The 19,178-nt window shown below is 60.6% G+C and carries 22 protein-coding genes; 10 read left to right on the forward strand and 12 right to left on the reverse strand.

The genetic code is table 11. The features are described 5' to 3' along the window. Positions 1 to 3 precede the first annotated feature (3 nt). Both IE061_RS07405 and IE061_RS07410 read right to left on the reverse strand, forming a co-directional pair. Positions 4 to 585: an NADPH-dependent FMN reductase gene (locus IE061_RS07405; RefSeq protein WP_193461320.1), complete on the reverse strand. Its 582-nt coding sequence runs from the start codon at positions 583 to 585 to the stop codon at positions 4 to 6. Continuing rightward, the gene (locus IE061_RS07410) at positions 582 to 1,574 is read right to left on the reverse strand and encodes an alpha/beta hydrolase (RefSeq protein ID WP_193461321.1); all 993 of its coding nucleotides are present in this window, start codon (positions 1,572 to 1,574) and stop codon (positions 582 to 584) included. Before IE061_RS07410 ends, IE061_RS07405 begins: the two co-directional genes overlap by 4 nt. A gap of 219 nt (positions 1,575 to 1,793) precedes the next feature. Between IE061_RS07410 and IE061_RS07415 the strand changes: the two genes are divergently transcribed. The 3 genes from IE061_RS07415 (at position 1,794) to IE061_RS18045 (ending at position 4,826) form a co-directional block, all read left to right on the forward strand. Further along, positions 1,794 to 3,968 carry a malate synthase G gene (locus IE061_RS07415; protein ID WP_193461322.1) on the forward strand — a complete coding sequence of 725 codons (2,175 nt, stop codon included), beginning with the start codon at positions 1,794 to 1,796 and terminating at the stop codon, positions 3,966 to 3,968. A 95-nt stretch (positions 3,969 to 4,063) separates the two neighbouring features. Continuing rightward, positions 4,064 to 4,480, forward strand: coding sequence for a PaaI family thioesterase (locus tag IE061_RS07420; RefSeq protein ID WP_193461323.1), 417 nt, complete (start codon positions 4,064 to 4,066; stop codon positions 4,478 to 4,480). A 166-nt stretch (positions 4,481 to 4,646) separates the two neighbouring features. After that, positions 4,647 to 4,826, forward strand: coding sequence for an EAL domain-containing protein (locus tag IE061_RS18045; protein ID WP_371317434.1), 180 nt, complete (start codon positions 4,647 to 4,649; stop codon positions 4,824 to 4,826). Here the strand turns inward: IE061_RS18045 and IE061_RS07430 are convergent. Continuing rightward, positions 4,813 to 5,253: a DUF411 domain-containing protein gene (locus IE061_RS07430; RefSeq protein WP_054640755.1), complete on the reverse strand. Its 441-nt coding sequence runs from the start codon at positions 5,251 to 5,253 to the stop codon at positions 4,813 to 4,815. The two genes, IE061_RS18045 and IE061_RS07430, sit on opposite strands and share 14 nt — an antisense overlap. Positions 5,254 to 5,415: 162 nt before the next feature. Here IE061_RS07430 and IE061_RS07435 point away from each other — a divergent pair, with 162 nt between their 5' ends. After that, positions 5,416 to 6,171: a glutaredoxin gene (locus tag IE061_RS07435; protein ID WP_198517525.1), complete on the forward strand. Its 756-nt coding sequence runs from the start codon at positions 5,416 to 5,418 to the stop codon at positions 6,169 to 6,171. A gap of 6 nt (positions 6,172 to 6,177) precedes the next feature. Here the strand turns inward: IE061_RS07435 and IE061_RS07440 are convergent, their stop codons facing one another. After that, a complete protein-coding gene (locus IE061_RS07440; RefSeq protein WP_193461324.1) occupies positions 6,178 to 6,558 on the reverse strand; it encodes a DUF423 domain-containing protein in 381 nt (126 codons plus the stop codon). A gap of 142 nt (positions 6,559 to 6,700) precedes the next feature. Between IE061_RS07440 and thiS the strand changes: the two genes are divergently transcribed. From thiS to trmB, 3 genes are read left to right on the forward strand one after another with little or no spacing between them, the layout of a single operon-like run. Beyond that, positions 6,701 to 6,922 (forward strand): sulfur carrier protein ThiS, encoded by a 222-nt coding sequence (gene thiS / locus IE061_RS07445; RefSeq protein ID WP_193461325.1) that lies wholly within the window; start codon positions 6,701 to 6,703, stop codon positions 6,920 to 6,922. A 27-nt stretch (positions 6,923 to 6,949) separates the two neighbouring features. Beyond that, positions 6,950 to 7,744: a thiazole synthase gene (locus tag IE061_RS07450; RefSeq protein ID WP_193461326.1), complete on the forward strand. Its 795-nt coding sequence runs from the start codon at positions 6,950 to 6,952 to the stop codon at positions 7,742 to 7,744. Between the two features lie 12 nt (positions 7,745 to 7,756). Further along, positions 7,757 to 8,506, forward strand: a complete 750-nt coding sequence (trmB, locus tag IE061_RS07455) for a tRNA (guanosine(46)-N7)-methyltransferase TrmB (RefSeq protein WP_193461327.1) — start codon at positions 7,757 to 7,759, stop codon at positions 8,504 to 8,506. 225 nt (positions 8,507 to 8,731) lie between these two features. Here the strand turns inward: trmB and IE061_RS07460 are convergent, their stop codons facing one another. Beyond that, positions 8,732 to 9,649 (reverse strand): AEC family transporter, encoded by a 918-nt coding sequence (locus tag IE061_RS07460; protein ID WP_016915437.1) that lies wholly within the window; start codon positions 9,647 to 9,649, stop codon positions 8,732 to 8,734. 60 nt (positions 9,650 to 9,709) lie between these two features. On the opposite strand from IE061_RS07460, the gene IE061_RS07465 reads away from it, so the two are divergent. Both IE061_RS07465 and IE061_RS07470 read left to right on the forward strand, forming a co-directional pair. After that, the gene (locus IE061_RS07465; RefSeq protein WP_230478402.1) at positions 9,710 to 10,261 is read left to right on the forward strand and encodes a hypothetical protein; all 552 of its coding nucleotides are present in this window, start codon (positions 9,710 to 9,712) and stop codon (positions 10,259 to 10,261) included. Positions 10,262 to 10,265: 4 nt separating this feature from the next. Continuing rightward, a complete protein-coding gene (locus IE061_RS07470; RefSeq protein WP_193461328.1) occupies positions 10,266 to 10,871 on the forward strand; it encodes an SCO family protein in 606 nt (201 codons plus the stop codon). Here IE061_RS07470 and IE061_RS07475 read toward each other — a convergent pair. The 7 genes from IE061_RS07475 to IE061_RS07505 form a co-directional block, all read right to left on the reverse strand. Beyond that, positions 10,868 to 11,950: a PHB depolymerase family esterase gene (locus IE061_RS07475; RefSeq protein ID WP_193461329.1), complete on the reverse strand. Its 1,083-nt coding sequence runs from the start codon at positions 11,948 to 11,950 to the stop codon at positions 10,868 to 10,870. The two genes, IE061_RS07470 and IE061_RS07475, sit on opposite strands and share 4 nt — an antisense overlap. Positions 11,951 to 11,953: 3 nt before the next feature. Beyond that, positions 11,954 to 12,634, reverse strand: coding sequence for an FKBP-type peptidyl-prolyl cis-trans isomerase N-terminal domain-containing protein (locus IE061_RS07480; protein ID WP_016915441.1), 681 nt, complete (start codon positions 12,632 to 12,634; stop codon positions 11,954 to 11,956). A gap of 141 nt (positions 12,635 to 12,775) precedes the next feature. After that, positions 12,776 to 13,219, reverse strand: coding sequence for a universal stress protein (locus IE061_RS07485; RefSeq protein WP_016915442.1), 444 nt, complete (start codon positions 13,217 to 13,219; stop codon positions 12,776 to 12,778). 14 nt (positions 13,220 to 13,233) lie between these two features. Continuing rightward, positions 13,234 to 14,517, reverse strand: coding sequence for a TRAP transporter large permease (locus tag IE061_RS07490; protein WP_016915443.1), 1,284 nt, complete (start codon positions 14,515 to 14,517; stop codon positions 13,234 to 13,236). Positions 14,518 to 14,534: 17 nt separating this feature from the next. Further along, positions 14,535 to 15,122 (reverse strand): TRAP transporter small permease, encoded by a 588-nt coding sequence (locus IE061_RS07495; protein ID WP_016915444.1) that lies wholly within the window; start codon positions 15,120 to 15,122, stop codon positions 14,535 to 14,537. 228 nt (positions 15,123 to 15,350) lie between these two features. After that, positions 15,351 to 16,397 carry a TRAP transporter substrate-binding protein gene (locus tag IE061_RS07500; protein ID WP_016915445.1) on the reverse strand — a complete coding sequence of 349 codons (1,047 nt, stop codon included), beginning with the start codon at positions 16,395 to 16,397 and terminating at the stop codon, positions 15,351 to 15,353. A gap of 218 nt (positions 16,398 to 16,615) precedes the next feature. Beyond that, entirely contained in the window at positions 16,616 to 17,209 is a 594-nt protein-coding gene (locus tag IE061_RS07505; protein ID WP_230478403.1) for a TIGR02444 family protein, read from the reverse strand. Between the two features lie 17 nt (positions 17,210 to 17,226). Here IE061_RS07505 and IE061_RS07510 point away from each other — a divergent pair, with 17 nt between their 5' ends. Then, positions 17,227 to 19,173, forward strand: a complete 1,947-nt coding sequence (locus IE061_RS07510) for an ABC-F family ATP-binding cassette domain-containing protein (protein WP_016915447.1) — start codon at positions 17,227 to 17,229, stop codon at positions 19,171 to 19,173. Positions 19,174 to 19,178 lie beyond the last annotated feature (5 nt).

Here is a 19,178-nt window from a genome sequence, read left to right on the forward strand (position 1 = left end):
TGATCAGTGCGTTGCCGCGAGGGAATCCACCAGGCGCTGGCACAGCGCATCCAGCTTCTGGCCCGTGGCATCATCGCTGAGCGCGCCGCTGTCGTCGAACGCGCTGCCCGCCTTGGGGAGCGAGAGCGGCTGAGGCAGCACGGTGAGGCTTAAGTTTGCCAATAGCTGCTGGCCCAGCGGCAACGCGCGAATGCCGCCTAAACTACCGGGGGAGGCAGCCACCATGGCGGCCCATTTACCGGCAAACAGTCCCAAGCCGGGGGTATCGCCGTAGGGGCGGGACAGCCAGTCCAGGGTGTTTTTCAAAAGCGGGGTGATAAAGCCGTTGTACTCTGGCGAGGCGATCAATAGCGCCTGGTGCTCTGCCAGAATCTCGCGCAGCTTCAGCACGTTCTCCGGCATGCCCTGGGCCTCGATGTCTTCATCAAACAGTGGGCAGGGGTACTCTTTCAAGTCGATGAACGTGGCCTCACCACCAAGCGCTTCGATGCGCTGGGCGGCCAGTTTGGCCAGCTGTTTATTCAACGAGCCTTCACGGGCGCTGCCCGCAAAAACCAGTACTTTGGGTGATTGAGTGGCGGTCATGGCTGCTCCTTGGTGGGGGCTTCAGGTAGGTTCTCGATAAAGTGATCGAGCGCTTCAAACAGCACTTGGCGAATGGGCTCGGCTTCGTTCACCAAATGATGGCGCGCCTCCGGGTGGCGGTGTATCTCGGCATTGGGAAACTTCTCCGCCAGAATGGCCAGATTCCACTCCCAGTCGACGGTAAGGTCCTGCTCGCCTTGAAGAATCAAGGTGGGTAGCGGGCTGGGCTCCAGCGCCAATAGCCGGGGCATCCAGCGGCGCATGGCGGTAATCCACGCCACGCTCAACCGTTCAGGCTGCAGCGGGTCCTGGTCGCGCAGGAATTCGGTGAACTGCTCATCGGTAGAGTTGGGCCGATACTTGCGCGGCAGCTCCTTGACGAACGGACTGGCAATCAAGTGAAGCCAGCTGGATTGGCTCCAGCGCCAGGGCCGCACCAAAGGTGCCAACAGCACGATGCCTGCCCAGCCTGCCTCGTCCTGGCGCGTCAACGCATCCGTGGCCAGAATGGCTGCGCCGGTACTCTGCCCGATGCCTAGCCACGGCGTAGGTGCCATGTCATACACCTGCAGCGCTTCTTGCAGGTAAGTCAGGCAGTGCTGGTAGTCGTCGAAGTCTTCGATCTCGGCGCGGGGGCCGCTGGAGAGCCCATGGCCCGGCAAGTCCCACAGCACCACGCGCCAGCCCTTGGCCAGCAAGCGGCCCAGCAAATGGCGATACAGCCCCAGGTGGTCGAAATAGCCGTGAATCACAAACGCCGTGCCTACCGGTGCAGGCGGGCTCCATACCTGGCACCAGAGCGTAAACCGGCCGGTATCGATGAAGCCAGCGTGCACCTCATGGGTGTCGCTCAGTAAGGCCGCCAAACCGTAATGGCAGAAGTAGTCGTGCATGGCGTCCATGAGTGCCTCGCCCGGCCTCAAGAGAGAGAACGGCGAATCGCCGGATGCCTGGCGAAACAGGCCTTCCAAATGCTGGACATTATGCATCAATGTCTCTCCGTGAACACGACACATCCATGGGCTGCCGAAACAGCGCTTGATCGCAGTGGCAGCGGGGCCACTCTCATCATTTGGTCGAGCATTTTACCGCTTTCGGGTCTACCCTGTTTACATGCCACCGCAGTTGTGGAAGTATTTTCCATAAATTACCTTTCACCCGAACCGTGGCACTAGAACAATCCACGGGCACCTTCACAGGAGATCCCCATGAGCGAGCGTATCACGCGCCACCGTTTACAGGTGGCAGCCGACCTGGACCGTTTCATCAACGAGCAGGCTCTGCCGGGCACCGGCGTCGACGAAAGCGCCTTCTGGGCCGGTGTCGATGCCCTGTTCCACGAGTTGACCCCCAAAAACCGTCAGCTGCTCGAAGAGCGCGACACCCTGCAAGAGAAGCTGGACGCCTGGCATCGGGAAAACCCAGGCCCGGTCAGCGACATGCCCGCCTACCGTCGCTTCCTGAAAGAAGTGGGCTACCTGGTAGAGCCACCGAACAGCGTGAAGGCCACCACCGCCAACGTCGACCGTGAAGTGGCCATTCAAGCGGGCCCACAGCTGGTCGTCCCGGTGAGCAACGCTCGTTACGCCCTGAACGCGGCCAATGCGCGCTGGGGCAGTCTGTACGATGCGCTGTACGGCACCGATGCCATCTCAGAAGAAGATGGCGCGGAAAAAGGCACCAGCTTCAACCCGAAGCGCGGCGAAAAAGTCATCGCTTACGCCCGTGGCGTGCTGGACCGTGCCGCCCCGCTGGCCACCGGTTCCCACCGGGATGCGGTGAAGTACGTCATTCGTGATGGTCACCTGGTGGTCAGCCTGGAGGGCGGTCGTGAAACCGGCCTGCAAGATGCCAGCAAGCTGATCGGCTTCAACGGCGACGCTTCGGCCCCCGAGTCGATTCTGTTGGCCAACAACGGCCTTCACCTGGAAATCCAGATCGATGCCAGCCACCCCATCGGCAAGACCGACCCGGCACACGTCAAGGACGTGGTCGTCGAAGCCGCGCTGACCGCCATCATGGACTGCGAAGATTCCGTGGCAGCGGTAGACTCCGAAGACAAGGTCGGCGTGTACAGCAACTGGCTCGGCCTGATGAAGGGCGACCTGGAAGAGAACATCGAGAAAGGCGGCAAAACCTTCACCCGCAAGCTGCACGCCGACCGCACCTGGCAAACCACCGACGGCAACAGCATCACGCTGCCGGGCCGTTCGCTGATGTTCGTGCGCAACGTGGGCCATCTGATGACCACCCCGGCGATTCTGGACGAAAACGGCAACGAGCTGCCGGAAGGCATTCTGGACGCGGTGGTGACTTCGCTGCTGGCCCTGCACGACCTGAAAAAAGATGCCGACCAGCCGCGCAACTCCCGTGCAGGCTCGGTGTATATCGTCAAGCCGAAGATGCACGGCCCTAAAGAAGTCGCCTTCGCTAACGAGCTATTTGGCCGCGTGGAAGACATTCTCGGCATGAGCCGTGACACCCTGAAAATGGGCATCATGGACGAGGAGCGCCGCACCACGGTCAACCTCAAGGCATGTATCGCCGAAGCCACCTCGCGCGTGGTATTCATCAACACCGGCTTCCTGGACCGCACCGGCGATGAGATGCACACCGCCATGGAAGCCGGCCCGATGGTTCGCAAGGGCGACATGAAGAGCGCTGCGTGGATCACCGCCTACGAGAAGAACAACGTGCAGGTCGGTTTGGCCTGTGGCCTGCGTGGCCGCGCCCAGATCGGTAAAGGCATGTGGGCCATGCCCGACCTGATGCACAGCATGCTGGAGCAGAAGATCGGCCATCCGAAAGCCGGTGCCAACACGGCGTGGGTACCGTCACCCACGGCGGCTACCCTGCATGCCCTGCACTATCATCAGGTCAATGTCGCCGATATCCAGCGCGACCTGGAAGCTCAGGGCGAGCCGGATCTGCTTGATGACCTGCTCACCGTGCCGGTAGCAGAAAACGCCAACTGGTCGGATGACGAGATTCAGCAGGAGCTGGATAACAACTGCCAAGGCATTCTGGGTTACGTGGTGCGCTGGGTAGAGCACGGCGTCGGCTGCTCGAAGGTGCCGGACATTCACAACGTCGGCCTGATGGAAGACCGCGCCACGCTGCGTATTTCCAGCCAGCACATTGCCAACTGGCTGCACCACGGCATCGTTGATGCACCCCGCGTTGAGGAAACCCTCAAGCGTATGGCGAAAGTAGTTGACGAGCAGAACGCTGGCGACCCCACTTACACGGCCATGAGCGCCGACTTTGAAAGCTCTACCGCGTTCAAAGCCGCCTCTGACCTGGTATTCAAGGGTCGCGTACAGCCGTCTGGCTACACCGAGCCGCTCCTGCACGCATGGCGTCAGGTACATAAGGCTAAGTAAGCCCAATCGCTTAATAGCCACCCAGCCCTAAGGCTCGCGCCTTGGGGCTTTTTTATTTATGCTGGCTTACGTTAACGTCAAGGAGAACAACAACGATGACCGTCATGACCGTCGAGCAGATCGAGCACTTTCTGGATGAGGTCTTTCCCCAGCGAATGGGCAAGATAGTGAGCGTTGGAGAGATGTGCGCCACCATGCGCCTACACATTGGCCATGAGCACCTGCGCCCTGGCCCCCGCGTGTCAGGCCCTACCATGATGGGCTTTGCGGATGTGGCGCTGTACGTGGCGATACTCGCCCAAATAGGCCCCGAAGCGATGGCCGTGACCAGCGATTTAAACTGCCACTTTCTACGCGCAGCCTCCGGCGATCACGATATTATCGCCCACGCCAAGCTGATTAAGCTGGGCCGCCGCCTGGCGGTGGGCGAAGTACAGATTTTCTCCGCCAGCGATGACACGCGCCCCGTGGTGCATGTCACCGCCAGCTATGCGCTGCCGGATAAACTCTAGGCAGCCGAACAGCGCGGTCGTTCACGCTTTAACGCGCTCAACTCACTTTGGGGAGCTGGTCGATCAGCCGATCCAGCGTCATCGGGTAGTCCCGTACGCGAATACCGGTGGCGTTAAGGAAACGCTGCACAAACCCCGCCACAGCCACCTGGCAGCCGCCACCATTATCGCCCTAGCAGAGAGCCTAGGGCTTGATGTGATTGCCGAGGGTGTGGAAACCGCCGATCAAAGTACAGTACTGGCTCGCTTGGGGTGCCATGTCTATCAGGGCTACTTCTTTAGCAAGCCAGCACCCGCAGCAGAGTTTGCGCGACGCAACGGCGCTTCTTCGCCTACAGCGTCATAAACGGCTGGGCGTCTTGATCGCTGAATAGGTAAACGTTGTAAGGCTCGCTTTGGGGCCCTGGCATGCCCGGTGTGCCAATTGGCATACCGGCTAAGCCGATGCCATCGACATCCGGTTGCTGTTCAAACAGTGCCTCAACCGCTTCCATCGGCACGTGCCCTTCGATCCAGTAGTTGCCTATCTCGATGGTGTGGCACGAGCCCATGCCGTAAGGCACGCCCGCCTGCTGCTTAATATCACCCAGCTCGACGTCATCGATGATGGTGACGTCTACGCCAAGTTCTTCAAGATGACGCGCATACTCATCGCAGCAGCCACATTGAGGGTTCTTATACAGCGTCGCCTCATCCGGCAGCGCGGCGTGGGCGGTCGCAGCGCCGAACATCAAAGCACCGGATACCAGCAGCGCAGTGGCATGTCGTTTCATATCGCTCTCCTATGACACCGTTTTTTGCAAAGCTTACCACCTTGGGGCTACCCACAGGTCAAGGACCAGACAACGGTCTTTCCCTCTCATTTGACCTATGGGTGGCACCGGGTTCTACGCTAAAAGGTGGACGTTGATCGTAAGACGACAAGGAGGCTGATGATGGCAGCAACGACCCACCACACCGCACAGGTGTATCGGATGAAAACCGCCGAGCACATGTGCCCGTTCGGCTTGAAGACCGTCGACCTGCTCAGGCGCAAAGGCTACGCGGTGGATGACCACACCCTCACCTCTCGTGAGGAGATCGACGCGTTCAAGGAGCAGGAGAACGTCGATACCACGCCACAGGTGTACATAGATAACCAACGTATCGGCGGCTACGAAGAGCTGCGTGAGCATCTAGGGATGAGCGTTCCCAATGCCAAAGAGACTACCTACCGCCCGGTGCTGGCCATTTTTGCCATCGCGCTATTGATAGGCCTGGCGATGAGCTGGACGACCCAGGGCACGCTGCTCACGGCGCGCATGCCAGAGTTTGCCGTAGCGACCGCGATGGTGCTGCTGGGCCTGCAGAAGCTGCAGGATATCGAAAGCTTCAGCACCATGTTTCTCAACTACGACCTGCTCGCCCAGCGCTACGTGCCCTATAGCTACGTTTACCCCTACGCCGAAACCGCCGCCGGGCTGTTGATGCTGGCTGGTACACTGATTTGGGTAGCCGCGCCGCTGGCGCTATTCGTCGGCACCGTGGGCGCAGTGTCGGTGTTTAAAGCGGTTTACATCGATAAGCGCGAACTCAAGTGCGCCTGCGTGGGTGGCAACAGCAACGTACCGCTCGGCTTTGTGTCGCTCACCGAAAACCTGGTGATGATCGGCATGGGCCTGTGGATGCCGCTGCGTATGCTACTGGGCTAGCGTCGATTAAGAGCGGCTTAGCAGCGCCGTGACGCCCAGGGCCAGCCAACCGGCCATCAGCAGCAGTCCGCCGATCGGCGTCACGATACCTACGCTCAACCCGGCCAGCGCCATCAGGTAGAGCGAACCAGCAAAGGCCAGTACACCTAACGCCCATAAGGCGAGTACGACCTGCTGACCGGGGAGCGGACGTTGGCTGCGCCAAGCAAGCACCGCCAGCATGGCCAGCGTGTGCCACGCTTGGTAGCGCACGCCGGTTTCTACGATATCCACCATGGCAGCGCTGGTGCGTGCCGCCAACCCGTGGGCGGCGTAAGCCCCCAGCATCACCATGGTTGCCCCTAAAAGCGCCACCACACACCACCACAGCTTGTCGATTCGCTGCACGCCCTACTCCTTTTCACCTATGTTGGCGGCGCATCGCCACCCCGTTAATCATTGAGATATTCACCCCGCTGCATACCTTGCACGGGTCGAAACCGCTACAATAGAGGCCGTTTTGCCTCATCCACCAGGGTGCTTACTGTTTATGTCTACCCCCAATGAGTCGATACAGCTTACGCTCAATGGCGAAGCCTACGCCATTGCCCCAGGCCTGAGCGCCGCTGACCTGGTCGCCCAACTGGGCTTGAGCGGGCGGCGGATCGCTGTCGAAATCAACGAACAGATTGTGCCCAAGAGCCAACTGGCCGCGACCCCGCTGGCCGCAGGCGACCAGATCGAAGTGGTCCACGCCATTGGCGGCGGCTAGCTGCCGGTGCTTTTTCAAGGAATCGCTATGACGCAACTGACCGACACACCGTTCACCATTGCCGGACGTGATTTTAGCTCCCGCCTGTTAGTGGGTACCGGCAAGTACAAAGACTTTACCGAAACCGGTGCTGCGATTGCCCAGAGCGGTGCCGAAATCGTCACCTTTGCCGTGCGCCGTACCAACCTTGGCCAAGATGCCGATGCGCCGAACCTGCTCGACGTCATCTCGCCCAAGCAGTACACCCTGCTGCCCAATACCGCGGGCTGCTACAACGCCAAGGATGCGATTCGCACCTGCCGCCTGGCCCGTGAGCTGCTGGATGGCCACAACCTCGTCAAGCTGGAAGTGCTGGGCGATGATCACACCCTCTACCCTAACGTGGTCGAGACGCTAAAAGCCGCAGAAACTCTGCTGGCCGATGGCTTCGACGTCATGGTGTACACCAGTGATGACCCCATCGTGGCACGTGAGCTGGAAGCCATGGGCTGCTGCGCCATCATGCCGCTGGGCTCGCTGATTGGTTCGGGCCACGGCATTCAGAACCCGCACAACGTGCGCCTGATCGTCGAGCAGAGCAAAGTTCCCGTACTGGTGGATGCCGGTATCGGGACGGCCTCGGATGCCGCCATGGCCATGGAGCTAGGGTGCGACGGGGTACTGCTGAATACCGCGATTGCCCACGCACGCGACCCGCTGCGCATGGCCAACGCCATGAAGCTGGCCGTGGAAGCTGGCCGCGACGCCTTTTTGGCAGGGCGCATGCCGCGCCGCCAGAGCGCCGACCCCTCTTCGCCATTTGCAGGCCGAATCAACGGCTGATACAGAGACATCATGACCGACACCAACGACACTGTGCCGAACGGCAACACCACTGGCCCGGAGAGCGCAGATGCGCCGCTGCACCGTCGCGGCATCAAAAGCTACGTGATCCGTGCCGGGCGCATGACCCAAGCCCAGCAGCGCGGCCTGGAAGAAGTATGGCCACGCCTGGGCTTGACTATTGCCGATGGCCGCCAGGATCTGGATGCCCTGTTTGGCCGTCAAGCCCCCCGCGTGGTTGAAATTGGCTTTGGCATGGGTAATTCGCTGATCGAACAGGCAGAAACCCACCCGGATACCGACTTCATCGGCATCGAAGTACACGCCCCTGGCGTGGGCAAGCTGCTGGACGAGGTCGACAAGCGCGGTTTGACCAACCTGCGGGTGTACCGTGAAGATGCGCTGGCCGTCCTCGAGCAGTGCTTGCCGGAAGCCTCGCTGACGACCCTGCAACTGTTCTTCCCCGACCCATGGCCGAAGAAAAAGCACCACAAGCGGCGCATCGTCCAGCCGGCCTTCGTGGAGCTCATTCGCACGCGCCTCATGCCCGGCGGCACCTTCCATATGGCCACCGACTGGGAAGCCTATGCCGAATGGATGGCCGACGTGATGGAGGACGCCCCTGGCTACGCCAACACCGCCACGCCCGAGACCGCACCTTACGTGCCCCGCCCGGCCTTCCGCCCGCTCACCAAGTTCGAAGCGCGCGGCGAGAAGCTCGGTCACGGCGTATGGGACCTGATCTACCGCCGGGAAGCCTGACGCCCGGTCTATGCCGCGACTGACCCACCAAAAAAGAAAGCCGCTCCAAGGGAGCGGCAAAAGACCGTGACTAGCAATGAGAGGGAGAAACCATGACAGGAAACTGGCGCTGATCCTGGCCGAATCGCTGTCGTGGTTGCCAGCGGCTCATCAAACGCTGACCATCACAATATAACCATTCTCATTTGCCCCGTCAACACAAATGCGAATGCTTTTTATTTATTTTTATCCCCCCACCCATTGCAGCCACATCGGCAGCGTCAGCATCGCCAATAGCGTCTGTCCAGTGATGATCGCCGCCATGAGCTCGGCATCGCCGCCCAGCTGTCGCGCCAGGATATAGGCCGATGTGGCCGTGGGCAGCGCTGCAAAGAGCAGCGCCACGTCTCGGCTGACGGGGTCCAGTCTCAACGCCCAGGCCAACACCAGCACCAATACAGGCATCAGCACCAGCTTGATGGTATTGGTAGCCAGCACACCGCGGTCGAAGCGCAGCAACGCACGCGGGCGCAGCGCCACCCCGACCGCCACCAGTCCCAGCGGCAAGGCAGCCCCCCCCAGCAGCGAGACGGTGTCTTCGCTCCAGCCGGGCAGGCCGATACCGCACAGATTCAAGGCAATCCCCACCAGGCAGCCCAGAATCAGCGGATTCTTGATCAGCGCCAGGGCGCTTTTGCCCACGCTGGCACTGCCCAGGGTGCCCGCTGCCACAAAGCTGGCGACACACATCACGTTGACGATAGGCACCATTAGCGCCACGGCCACGGCAGCCGTCGTGGCCCCCAGGCTGCCATGCAGCGCGGCGGCACCCGCGACACCCACGTAGGTATTGAAACGGACGGCCCCCTGAAAGACAGACGTGAACGCCGCCGGCTCCAGTGCCAACCAGCCCCGAAAATGCCAGAGCGCCATGCCAAACAGCGCCATCGCCCCCAGCAGCACCAGCGCCAGCCGCCCCACAGGCACCTGACTGACATCCGCGGTGGCCAGCGTGCCCACCAGCATGGCGGGGAACAGCACGAAATAAATCACGCGCTCCATCTGTACCCAGAACTCACTGCTGGGCCAGCGGCGGTTGCCCAGTAACGCTCCCAGCAGAATCAGTAGAAACAAGGGACCAAGCGCGCCCGTAATACTCTCCATTTGTTTTCCTTATCAAGTGCGACATCCCAGCACAGCGACATCCGCTGGATAGCTGTTACCATGAATCCAACTTCCCCGCCTCACGGCTTGCGTAGCGACTATTCTGCCATGAAGAAATTGCCTGAACCCGTCGAGCCGACGGGTTTTCCAGCGCTAAAAGTGTTGATATTGGTCACGGGCCTCGCGCTGGCGGCCTGCACCTGGTATGTCTTTGCCAACTGGCTGAAGGGCGACAGCGATGTGGTCTGGTTCTCGCCCAGCGGTGAGTGCAACTTGCATACTAGCCAATGTTCGGCAACGCTGGGAGACAAGGGGCACCTGTCCCTCTCCATCGATGCCCATGGGCGTATCCAGGCGCTGGAAGTGCTGCCTCTGGACGTCGAAGTGGACGGCGTTAGCGCCAGTCAGGTGACCGTCGACTTCGTGGGCCGAGACATGGACATGGGCTTGCACCGTTTCACGCTGAACGAAACGGCGCCCGGCCATTTCCACGGCCAGGGGCAGGTAGGCATTTGCACCCAGGACGTCATGCCCTGGCGAGCACGGGTCATTCTCGATACGCCCGAGGGCAAGCTGGGTAGCTGGTTCGATTTCGATGTCACAAGGAGCTGAAGGCATGGCGGCAGCAAATAAACGTAAACCGCTGGTGTGGGGATTGGCAGTGCTGGGGGTCCTGTTGACGGTCAGCGCCGTCGGGATGTACCAGCTGGCCACCCCGTCGAACGACGGCGAGCCGCAAGGCGGCCCCATTGCCATGCCCTCCACCCACGGCGACTTTACGCTGACCCAACTGAGTGACGACGAGATCGCCGTGGTCTCTTTCGGTTACACCTACTGCCCGGACGTCTGCCCCATGAACCAGGCCGTGAAGCGCCAAGTGCTGTCACAGCTGGACGAACAGCAGCGTGAGCGTGTAGTACCGGTGATGATCACCGTGGACCCGGAACGCGATACGCTGGAGCGCATGAATGAATACATGCAGTTTTTCGGCGAGGAGTTCGTGGGGCTGGTGGGCAGTCAGGAGCAGTTGAGCGATGTTGCCGAGCGCTATGGCGTCATCTGGCGCCGTGTCGAAGCGCCGGATTCCGCCATGGCCTATACCATCGACCATAGTGCATCACTGTTTCTGGTGAACCGTGAGGGAACCATTCTGCAACGGGTGCTCTATTCGCCCACCCCCCATGGGTTGAAATCTGCCCTGGAGAGCGAGCTGGGCGGCTAGTCCGCCTCCCGCGTGCTTTCCTCTGCGGGAGCGTCGGGCGCCTCTTGAAGTCGCTCGACCATGGCCATCAGGGCTTTGGCCTGCGTGCCTTCCCGAGTGTCATGCAAAGGGTTGATTTGCCATGTGCTTTCGGCAAACCCCCACCAGTCCCAACAGGCTTGCGGGTTGGCCATGCTGCTTTCGGTCTGGGGGTACAGGATGATTTGCCCGTGCTCCTCGGCCCAGCGGTTCAGGCCGCTGTAGCGAGCAAAGGTGTCGCCAATCGCTTGGTCATTCATCTGGCAGCCATGCAACGCCACGGTAACGGGGCAGCCTCCCGCGTCACACGCCTCGGGCACGAAGACATAGCCCGTATCAGCCAAGCCCTTGACGGCAAACTCGGACTGATCGAAGCGCCGTAACTCGCCTTCACTCTCCTGCACGGGCCGCTCGGGATAGAGCCAGGCCAGCATATCGGCGGCCACATTGTCACCACAGGCCAGTACGTGACTACCGCCGCCCAGATGGCAGTCGCCCAAGGATTGGGGGTCGATGGGTGCATCCTTGGGCATCGCCACCGGCCAGCCGTGTCCGGTGTTCTCACGCTGCACATAGCGCAGCTGCTCGTCGGGCTCTGCCAACCAGCGCTGCCACTGCTTGGCCAACAGATCACCCAGCGCGGGAGATACCGTTGCGTCGGATTCGCCGTGCCACACGTAGGCTCTGAGCTGGCGCAACGCGTCACGACTGCCTACTTGCTCCAGCGCCGCATAACGCTCATGGCGCTGTTCCAGCGTATCCAGCGCGGGCAAGCCTCGGCGAGTCATCATGCACTGGTTGAGCGCCAGGCTCAGCGCCCCCTGGGCGCAGCCCCAAGGGCCTGCGCCCAGCACCCCCAAGCCACTGAAATGCTCTGGCCAGGCAACGGCCAACTGCGTGGCCATGTAGCCACCCGACGAAACACCCACCACCGACGCAGCTTCGGGCATCGCACCCAACGCAGGCAGGTCAGCTGGGGGCGTGTCCGCCTGCACATGGGCAGCACTGCCACCCATGAGCATCAATACGCCGAGCAGGCGATAAGCAGTGGCGGCAGGCATGGGTTACTCGACGCCCAGCAGTTCAACGCGGAAGGTAAGCATCTCATTCGGACCGATCGGCCCTTGGCCACCCTCACCGTAAGCCAGCTCGGCAGGGATGTAGAGCATCCAGCTGTCGCCCACGCTCATCAGTTGCAGCGCTTCCTGCCAGCCTTCGATGACCTGATTCACCTGGAAGCTGACCGACTGGCCACGCTCGAAAGAGCTATCGAACACGGTGCCATCCAGCAGCATGCCTTCGTAGTTCACTTCTACGGTGTCTTCTGCGCCAGGCGTGGCCCCATCGCCAGACTCCAGCACTTCATATTGAAGGCCCGACTCGGTGACTTCGACACCCTCACGCTCGGCGTTCTCTGCCAGGAAGGCCTGGCCTTCTTCCAGGTTCAGCTGGGCAATTTCAGCGGCCTGCTGTTCGCGGGCCTCCATGGAGCTCTCCTGGAAGGTCATCAGCGCTTCCATCATCTCTTCTTCGCTCATCGCCAGCTCATTGCCGTCGAACACGTCGCGCATACCATCGGTGAAGGCATCGAGATCCAGGTCTTCGATATCGGCCTGCATGCTCTCGCCCAACGTTACCCCCAGGCTGTAAGCCAGGCGTTGCTCGTCGGTCTCGGGGGCCGCGGCGGCGAACGGTGCTACCAGCAATAAACCCGTCAGGGCAGTAGAAGTCACAAGTGCTTTCATGGAAAAACCTTATCCAGCGGCGCAGCGCGCCAACGTGTTGTCGAATCCCTAAAGACTAACACCCGCCGCGTCAGGCTGCATTACCTGACGCGGCGGGTGTTGTTCAGGCGTCCCCTTCAGACAACAGGATGCCGCAGAGGTTTACACCACTAGTGTAGGGCAGTGTGCCGCCCCAGCCACGCGCTGGGACACGCTGCCCAGCAGCAGGTTCTTTTCGCCATTGGTGCCCTGTGCCCCAATCACGATCAAATCGCACTCCCGCTTGCGCGCGAAGCGCACGATGGTACGCGAAGGGCGCCCGCCCTTGACGAAAGCGCGCACGCGCAGGCTATCGGCTCCCAGCTCGATGGCATGCGACTTGGCGTGCACCGCAATTTCGGTGGCGTACTCTTTCAAGGCATCGTCCGGCAGGTCCAGCTTGTTGGGCCGAACCATGGAGAGCGAGGCCTCCAGCAGGCTGTGGTGCTTGAACACGCACAGCAGGTAGAGCTCTGCGCCGGTGAGCATGTGCAGGCCAACGGCCTTCTCCAGTGCCTTGATGGCCCCCTTGGAGCCATCGACAGGAATCAAAATGCGATTGAACATAAGCGCTCCTGTGGCTAGCGGAAAGCAAGGTCGCGCAGGAACAGCGCAATTTGCGGGAACATGATGACCAGAGCCGCGGCCAGGATCAGCATGAAAATGAACGGCGGCGTGCCGCGGATCACTTCCAGGTAAGGCCGCTTGAAAATCGCAATGGCGGTAAAGATGTCACACCCAAAGGGCGGCGTCGCCGAGCCAATGGCCACCTGCAGGGTGATCAGTACCCCCACCAGTACCGGGTCCAGCCCCGAAGCCGCAATCGCTGGCGCGAAAATAGGGGTCAGCACCAGAATCACCACGATGGGATCGACGAACATGCAGGCCACGAAGAAGGCGATCGAAATAGCCACCAGTACGCCCACGGGCCCCGCTTCGTTGATCCCGAAGGTACCCAGGATCGTCTGCGGGATCTGGGCAAACGAGATGATCCACGAGAAGCCGTTGCCTGCCGCCACCAGGATAAACACCACGGCGGTGATCAACCCCGTGGACTTGGCAATGGTGAACATGTCCGGCAGCTTCAGCGAGCGGAAAATCACGAATTCCAGCAGGAAGGCGTACAGTACGCAGGCCGCCGCCGCCTCGGTCGGGCTAAACACCCCGCCGTAAATACCACCGACGATCAGCACTGGAAAACCTAGTGGCCAAAGCGCCTTTTGCACGGCCACGGCTCGCTCTTTCCAGCTGGCCTTGGGCTCGGTGGGCACCTTGTTGACGATGGCGTAAATAATGCAATACGTGGAGAACATGGCCAAAATCAGCAGGCCCGGACCGATACCAGCAATGAAAAGCTCGGCAATCGACGTTTGTGATACCACCCCGTAAATGATCATGCCGATACTGGGCGGTATCAAAAAGGCGATGTCGCTGGAGTTGATGATCAGCGCCAGGGTGAAGGGATCTTTATAGCCAGCCTTCAGCATGCGTGGACGCAACGGGGAGCCGACGGCCACCACGGTAGCCTGGGTAGACCCGGACACGGCACCAAACAGCGTGCAGGAGACCGCCGTACTGACGGCCAGGCCGCCTTTGATATGGCCCACGAAGGTCATCACCATGTCGATCAATCGGTTGGCCGACTGCCCGCGGGTCATGATGTCGGCTGCCAGAATGAACATGGGCACCGCAATCAGCGCGGTGGGGCTGATACCGCGCATCATCTGCTGGATGAGCGTTTCCATCTGCCCCAGGCCGCCGAAGCTCATGAAAAAGCCCACGAAGGCCGCGGTCATCAAGGGAATCATCATCGGGAAGCCGAGCAGCAGCAGCACGATCATGATGGTAATTATCGTTGCAGTCATGCGTGTTTCCTCGCTGCCTAGACTTCGGTTTCGGTGTCCTTGTAGCCGTCCACCACATGCGTGGACAGGTACACATCCTTCGAAAGCAGGTTAGTGATCGCCGTCATGACGTATTGAATGCCGGTGACGGCAAAGCCCACGGGCACCCAGACGTACATCCACCAGGCCGGAATACCTGTAGAGGGCAGGCTGCGGCCGCGGCCCATGATGGTGTCGATGTAACCAATCGAGAAGTAGCACAGCACGAACATCACTAGCGCCGTGAACAGGCTGATGACAATCATCAGCGCGCGGCGCCCTCCTGTGGGCAGCGCATCGTAGATCGCCGACATGCGGATATGCCGACCATGCCGAGCGGCATAGCCAATCCCGGCAAAGGTCACCAGCACGATCAGCATACGGTTGACCTCTTCGGAAAAGTGCAGACTCTCACCGAACACGAAGCGACCAATGACGTTGGCCACGGTATTGATCGCCATCAGAATGACGCCCGTCGCCAAAATCACGGCCTCCATTTTACTGATCCACGTATCAACGGTACCCAGCAGCCCAGGCAGCATAGAGCGATACTGTTTTTCAGCAACATCATCTTCGCTCATATCCATTGGAGTTGTTCCTCTCTGTTCCCGTTAAACTTGTCGGTCTACCTTGCTACTGTAGCGGCTTAAAACAGCACACCATTCAACGCTGATTAGCCGCACCCGCGTCACGGTAGATGGGTGTTGCTCTTCACCAAGGGGTGAACAAAAAAGGGGCAGCACTTGGCCACCCCTTTTGCTTTCACGCATTTGCGGGCATTGCAGGCATCACTCCTGCCAGGCCCTCGCCATGAATCAGTTGCTGGTCACGGCTTCGAGGTCTTCCTTGAACTGCTCGAGCAGTGCCGCACCGCGCTCGCCAGTCATCTCCACGAAGCGCTCTTCTACCTGGGGCGCACGCTCGCGGAAGGCTTGAATCTGCTCTTCATTGAGACGCGTCACGGTCACGTCATCCGAGGCGGCCTGGATTTTCTCCAGCGACTCGTCGGCCAAACCAGAGATATGCTCCATGGTGTGCTCGTAAGCCGCTTCCGTGGCATCACGCACCAGCTGCTGATCATCTTCCGAGAGGCCTTCGAAGAAGTCCTGGTTGGCCATCATGGCCGTGGTGAACCAGCCATGACCGGTGAACACCAGGTTGGGGGAAACTTCATACAGGCCGCCCGACTCGATCCAGAAGATGGGGTTTTCCTGGCCCTGCAGAATGTTGGTTTGCAGGCCACCATATACCTCACCCCAGGGCAGCGGCGTGGGGCTGGCGCCGAAGGCGCGATAGGTTTCCGCCAGCAGCGGGTTGGTCATGGTGCGGATGTTCTTGCCACGCAGCTCGTCTGGCGAGGTAAACGGCTCGTCGAGGGTGACGACCATCTCACCTTCTGGGTACATCTTGAGCAGCTCCAGCCCCTGCTCCGCGTAGAGCTCCGGGAAGGTTTCATGGATCGCGGTGCTGGAGTTGAAGAACTCGATGACCGTTTCTTCATCGGTGGGCAGCAGGTAAGGGACGAAGAAGATTTGCGCTTCGGGGATCAGTGCGCCCGTGAAACCAGGCGACTGGTTGACGAACTGCAGAATACCCGCCTGGGTCTGCTCCATGATGTCGTCAGACTCGCCCAGCTCGCCAAAACGATATACCTGGACGGTGTGGTCGGAATTCTCTTCCACGTACTCCTTGAACGCCATGGCGAAGACGTCCTGAACGTCGCCTTCATACTCTTCGTGGGCATAACGCCAGTTATCTGCCTGCGCAGCAGCGCTCAGGCCCAGCAGCAGAGCACCTACGCTCGCGGACGTGATGAGTTTCGTGGTGAGTGAACGGGTCGAAACAAACTTGTTTGGCTTCATACAGAGTTCCCTGACAGTGGTAGCGCGCTCTAAGAGTGCGCATGAAGTTAGTGTTGTCTGTCCAGTGCTGTCCTGATCAACCGCTAACACGCAGAAACGCTTTCACCTATCGATTAATGGCTGCTGGTGATTTATGGCTGCTGGATTCATTGCTGTGGGTTAGCGGGCGATTGCCACACAAGTGGTCACAGGTTATTCAAAAACAGCTTAATTTCAGGCTAGCGTGGTGATTTACAGTGGTCAAGCTGACTTGCCAGACATTCAAGCGCAGGGGAGATGCCATCGCATACGCGTGAACCACTCAACGAAGCGCTGTCAAATTTGGCAAAAAAGAGCCTATTCTGCAGCCAAATGCTACGATCTTGCATGCTATCATCAACTTCCTCCAAACGCTGTGAGACATGCTCGGAAGCCTGCGCCCACTGCTGCCAACGTTGAAGATTTACACGCTCGGCCTGCAGCTCGGCAGTTTTGATGCTCTTGCGCAACGTATCGATGGCCTCATCCTCAGCCGCTTGAGGCTTCAATTCACGGCGCAGGTGACGTAACGGCTCGGTAAACTGGCGCTGCCAGTGCGCTCGCTCACGGCTAATATCGGCAAGCACCTCACGTTTGGCCTGGAGGCCGTGGCAATACAGCCATCCGTGAAACAGCAATTCGCAGACATCCACGTCGGCGGCGTCCTGTAGCGTCAAGCACGCCTGCTCCACACCGGGCTGGGCGTAAAAGGCCAGCGCAAAATCCCATAGCGAACGATGCTGCAAAGCCTGCTGCAAGTCCTGCAATCGGTTAGAATCCATGAATTTACCCACTGGTTTCGGGAGAAAGCATGATCGCACTGCGCCAAGTCGCCCTGCAACGAGGTACGCAAACGCTCCTGGAAAGCGCCGACCTGACCCTGCACAACGGAGTCAAGGCAGGCATCATCGGGGCCAACGGGGCGGGCAAGTCGAGCCTGTTCAAGCTGCTGCTGGGCGAGCTGGGCCCGGACCAGGGCGATGTAGAGATGAGCGGTGGCCAGCGTATCGCACACATGGCTCAGGAAGTGGAAGCGCTGGACCGCCCCATCGTCGAGTACGTGCTGGATGGCGATCATGCTCTGCGCCAGGCCGAAGCCGACCTGCTGGCCGCCCAGCAGGCGGGGGATGCCCACCGTGAAGCCGAGTTGCACGGCCTGATCGAGACGCTGGATGGCTACAGCGCCGCCTCCCGCGCCGCCCAGCTGCTGGTGGGGCTGGGCTTCATACAGGCCGACCTGCAGCGCCCGCTTTCCGATTTTTCCGGTGGCTGGCGTATGCGAGTCAACCTGGCCCGCACCCTGTTCATGCCTTCCGACCTGCTGCTGCTCGACGAGCCGACCAACCACCTGGACCTGGATGCACTGCTGTGGCTGGAGCAGTGGCTGGTACGTTACCCGGGCACGCTGCTGCTGATCTCCCACGACCGCGACTTCCTGGATGCCGTGTGTGACCACATCGTCCACATGCATCAGCAGACCCTGGAGCTTTACCGGGGCAACTACTCACGCTTCGAGCGTACCCGCGCCGAGAAGCTCGCGCTCCAGCAGGCCGAAGCCGCCAAGCAGCAGGCACGCCGTGAGGAAATAGAGCGCTTCATCGCCCGCTTCAAGGCCAAAGCGACCAAGGCTCGCCAAGCCCAGAGCCGCATGAAGATGCTCGAGCGCATGGAAGATATCGCCATGGCGCACGTGGACTCGCCCTTCCACTTCACGCTGCCCGCCGCCGACAAAACCTCTCACCCCCTGCTGGTGCTGGACCAGGCAACCCTGGGATATCGCAGCGAAGCGGCCGATGTCGCGCAGCTGGAAAAGGTCAATATCACTCTGCTACCCGGTAGCCGCATTGGCTTGCTGGGGCCCAACGGCGCGGGCAAATCCACGCTGATCAAATCGCTGACCGGCGAGCTGGCCCTGCTAGAGGGCAAGCGGGTGCCCGGCGAACATCTGGCGATTGGTTACTTTGCCCAGCATCAGCTGGAAGGGCTGGACGTGACCACCACCCCGTTTGTCCACGTCCAGCGGCTCTCTCCTACCGCCAGCGATCAGGAAATCCGCAACTTCCTGGGCGGCTTCGGTTTCAAGGGCGATGACGCCTTCGGCGAGGTGGCAACCTTCTCGGGGGGCGAGAAGGCGCGCCTGGCGCTGGCGCTGGTGGCCTGGCAAAAACCCAACCTGCTGCTGCTGGACGAACCGACCAACCACCTGGACCTGGAAATGCGCGAAGCGCTCACTGAAGCGCTGGCCGCGTTCGAGGGCACCGTCATCCTGGTTTCCCACGACCGTCACCTGCTGCGCGCCACGGTCGATGAGTTCTGGCGTGTGGCCGACCATCGGGTCGAGCCGTTCGATGGCGACCTGGAGGATTACCGCGCCTGGCTGAAAGCACGCCTGGAAGAGAGCCGACGCGACGCACGCAGTGAAAAGAGCGAGCGCCAAGGGCAGCAACCCACTACCGACCGCAAGGCCGCTCGCAAGGCCGCCGCCGAGCTGCGTGAAAAGCTGCGACCCTTGAAAAAGGTCCGTGATCAGGCCGAAAAACAGATGGAGAAAGCCCAGGCAGCGCTGGAGGAAGTCGAAACCGTGCTGGCCGATGCCACCCTGTATACCGACAGCGCCCGCAAGGCGGAACTGACCCAAGCGCTGGCGCGGCAAGCCGATGCCAAGGTCGAGCTGGAGCGCACCGAGCAAGCCTGGCTGGCCGCCGAAGAGGCGCTGGAAGCCATGGAGGCCGAACTGCTGGCCAGCGAAAACGCCTGAGGTTT

This window comes from Vreelandella hamiltonii (assembly GCF_014651795.1).
In the GTDB taxonomy this organism is placed as follows: Bacteria; Pseudomonadota; Gammaproteobacteria; order Pseudomonadales; family Halomonadaceae; genus Vreelandella; species Vreelandella hamiltonii.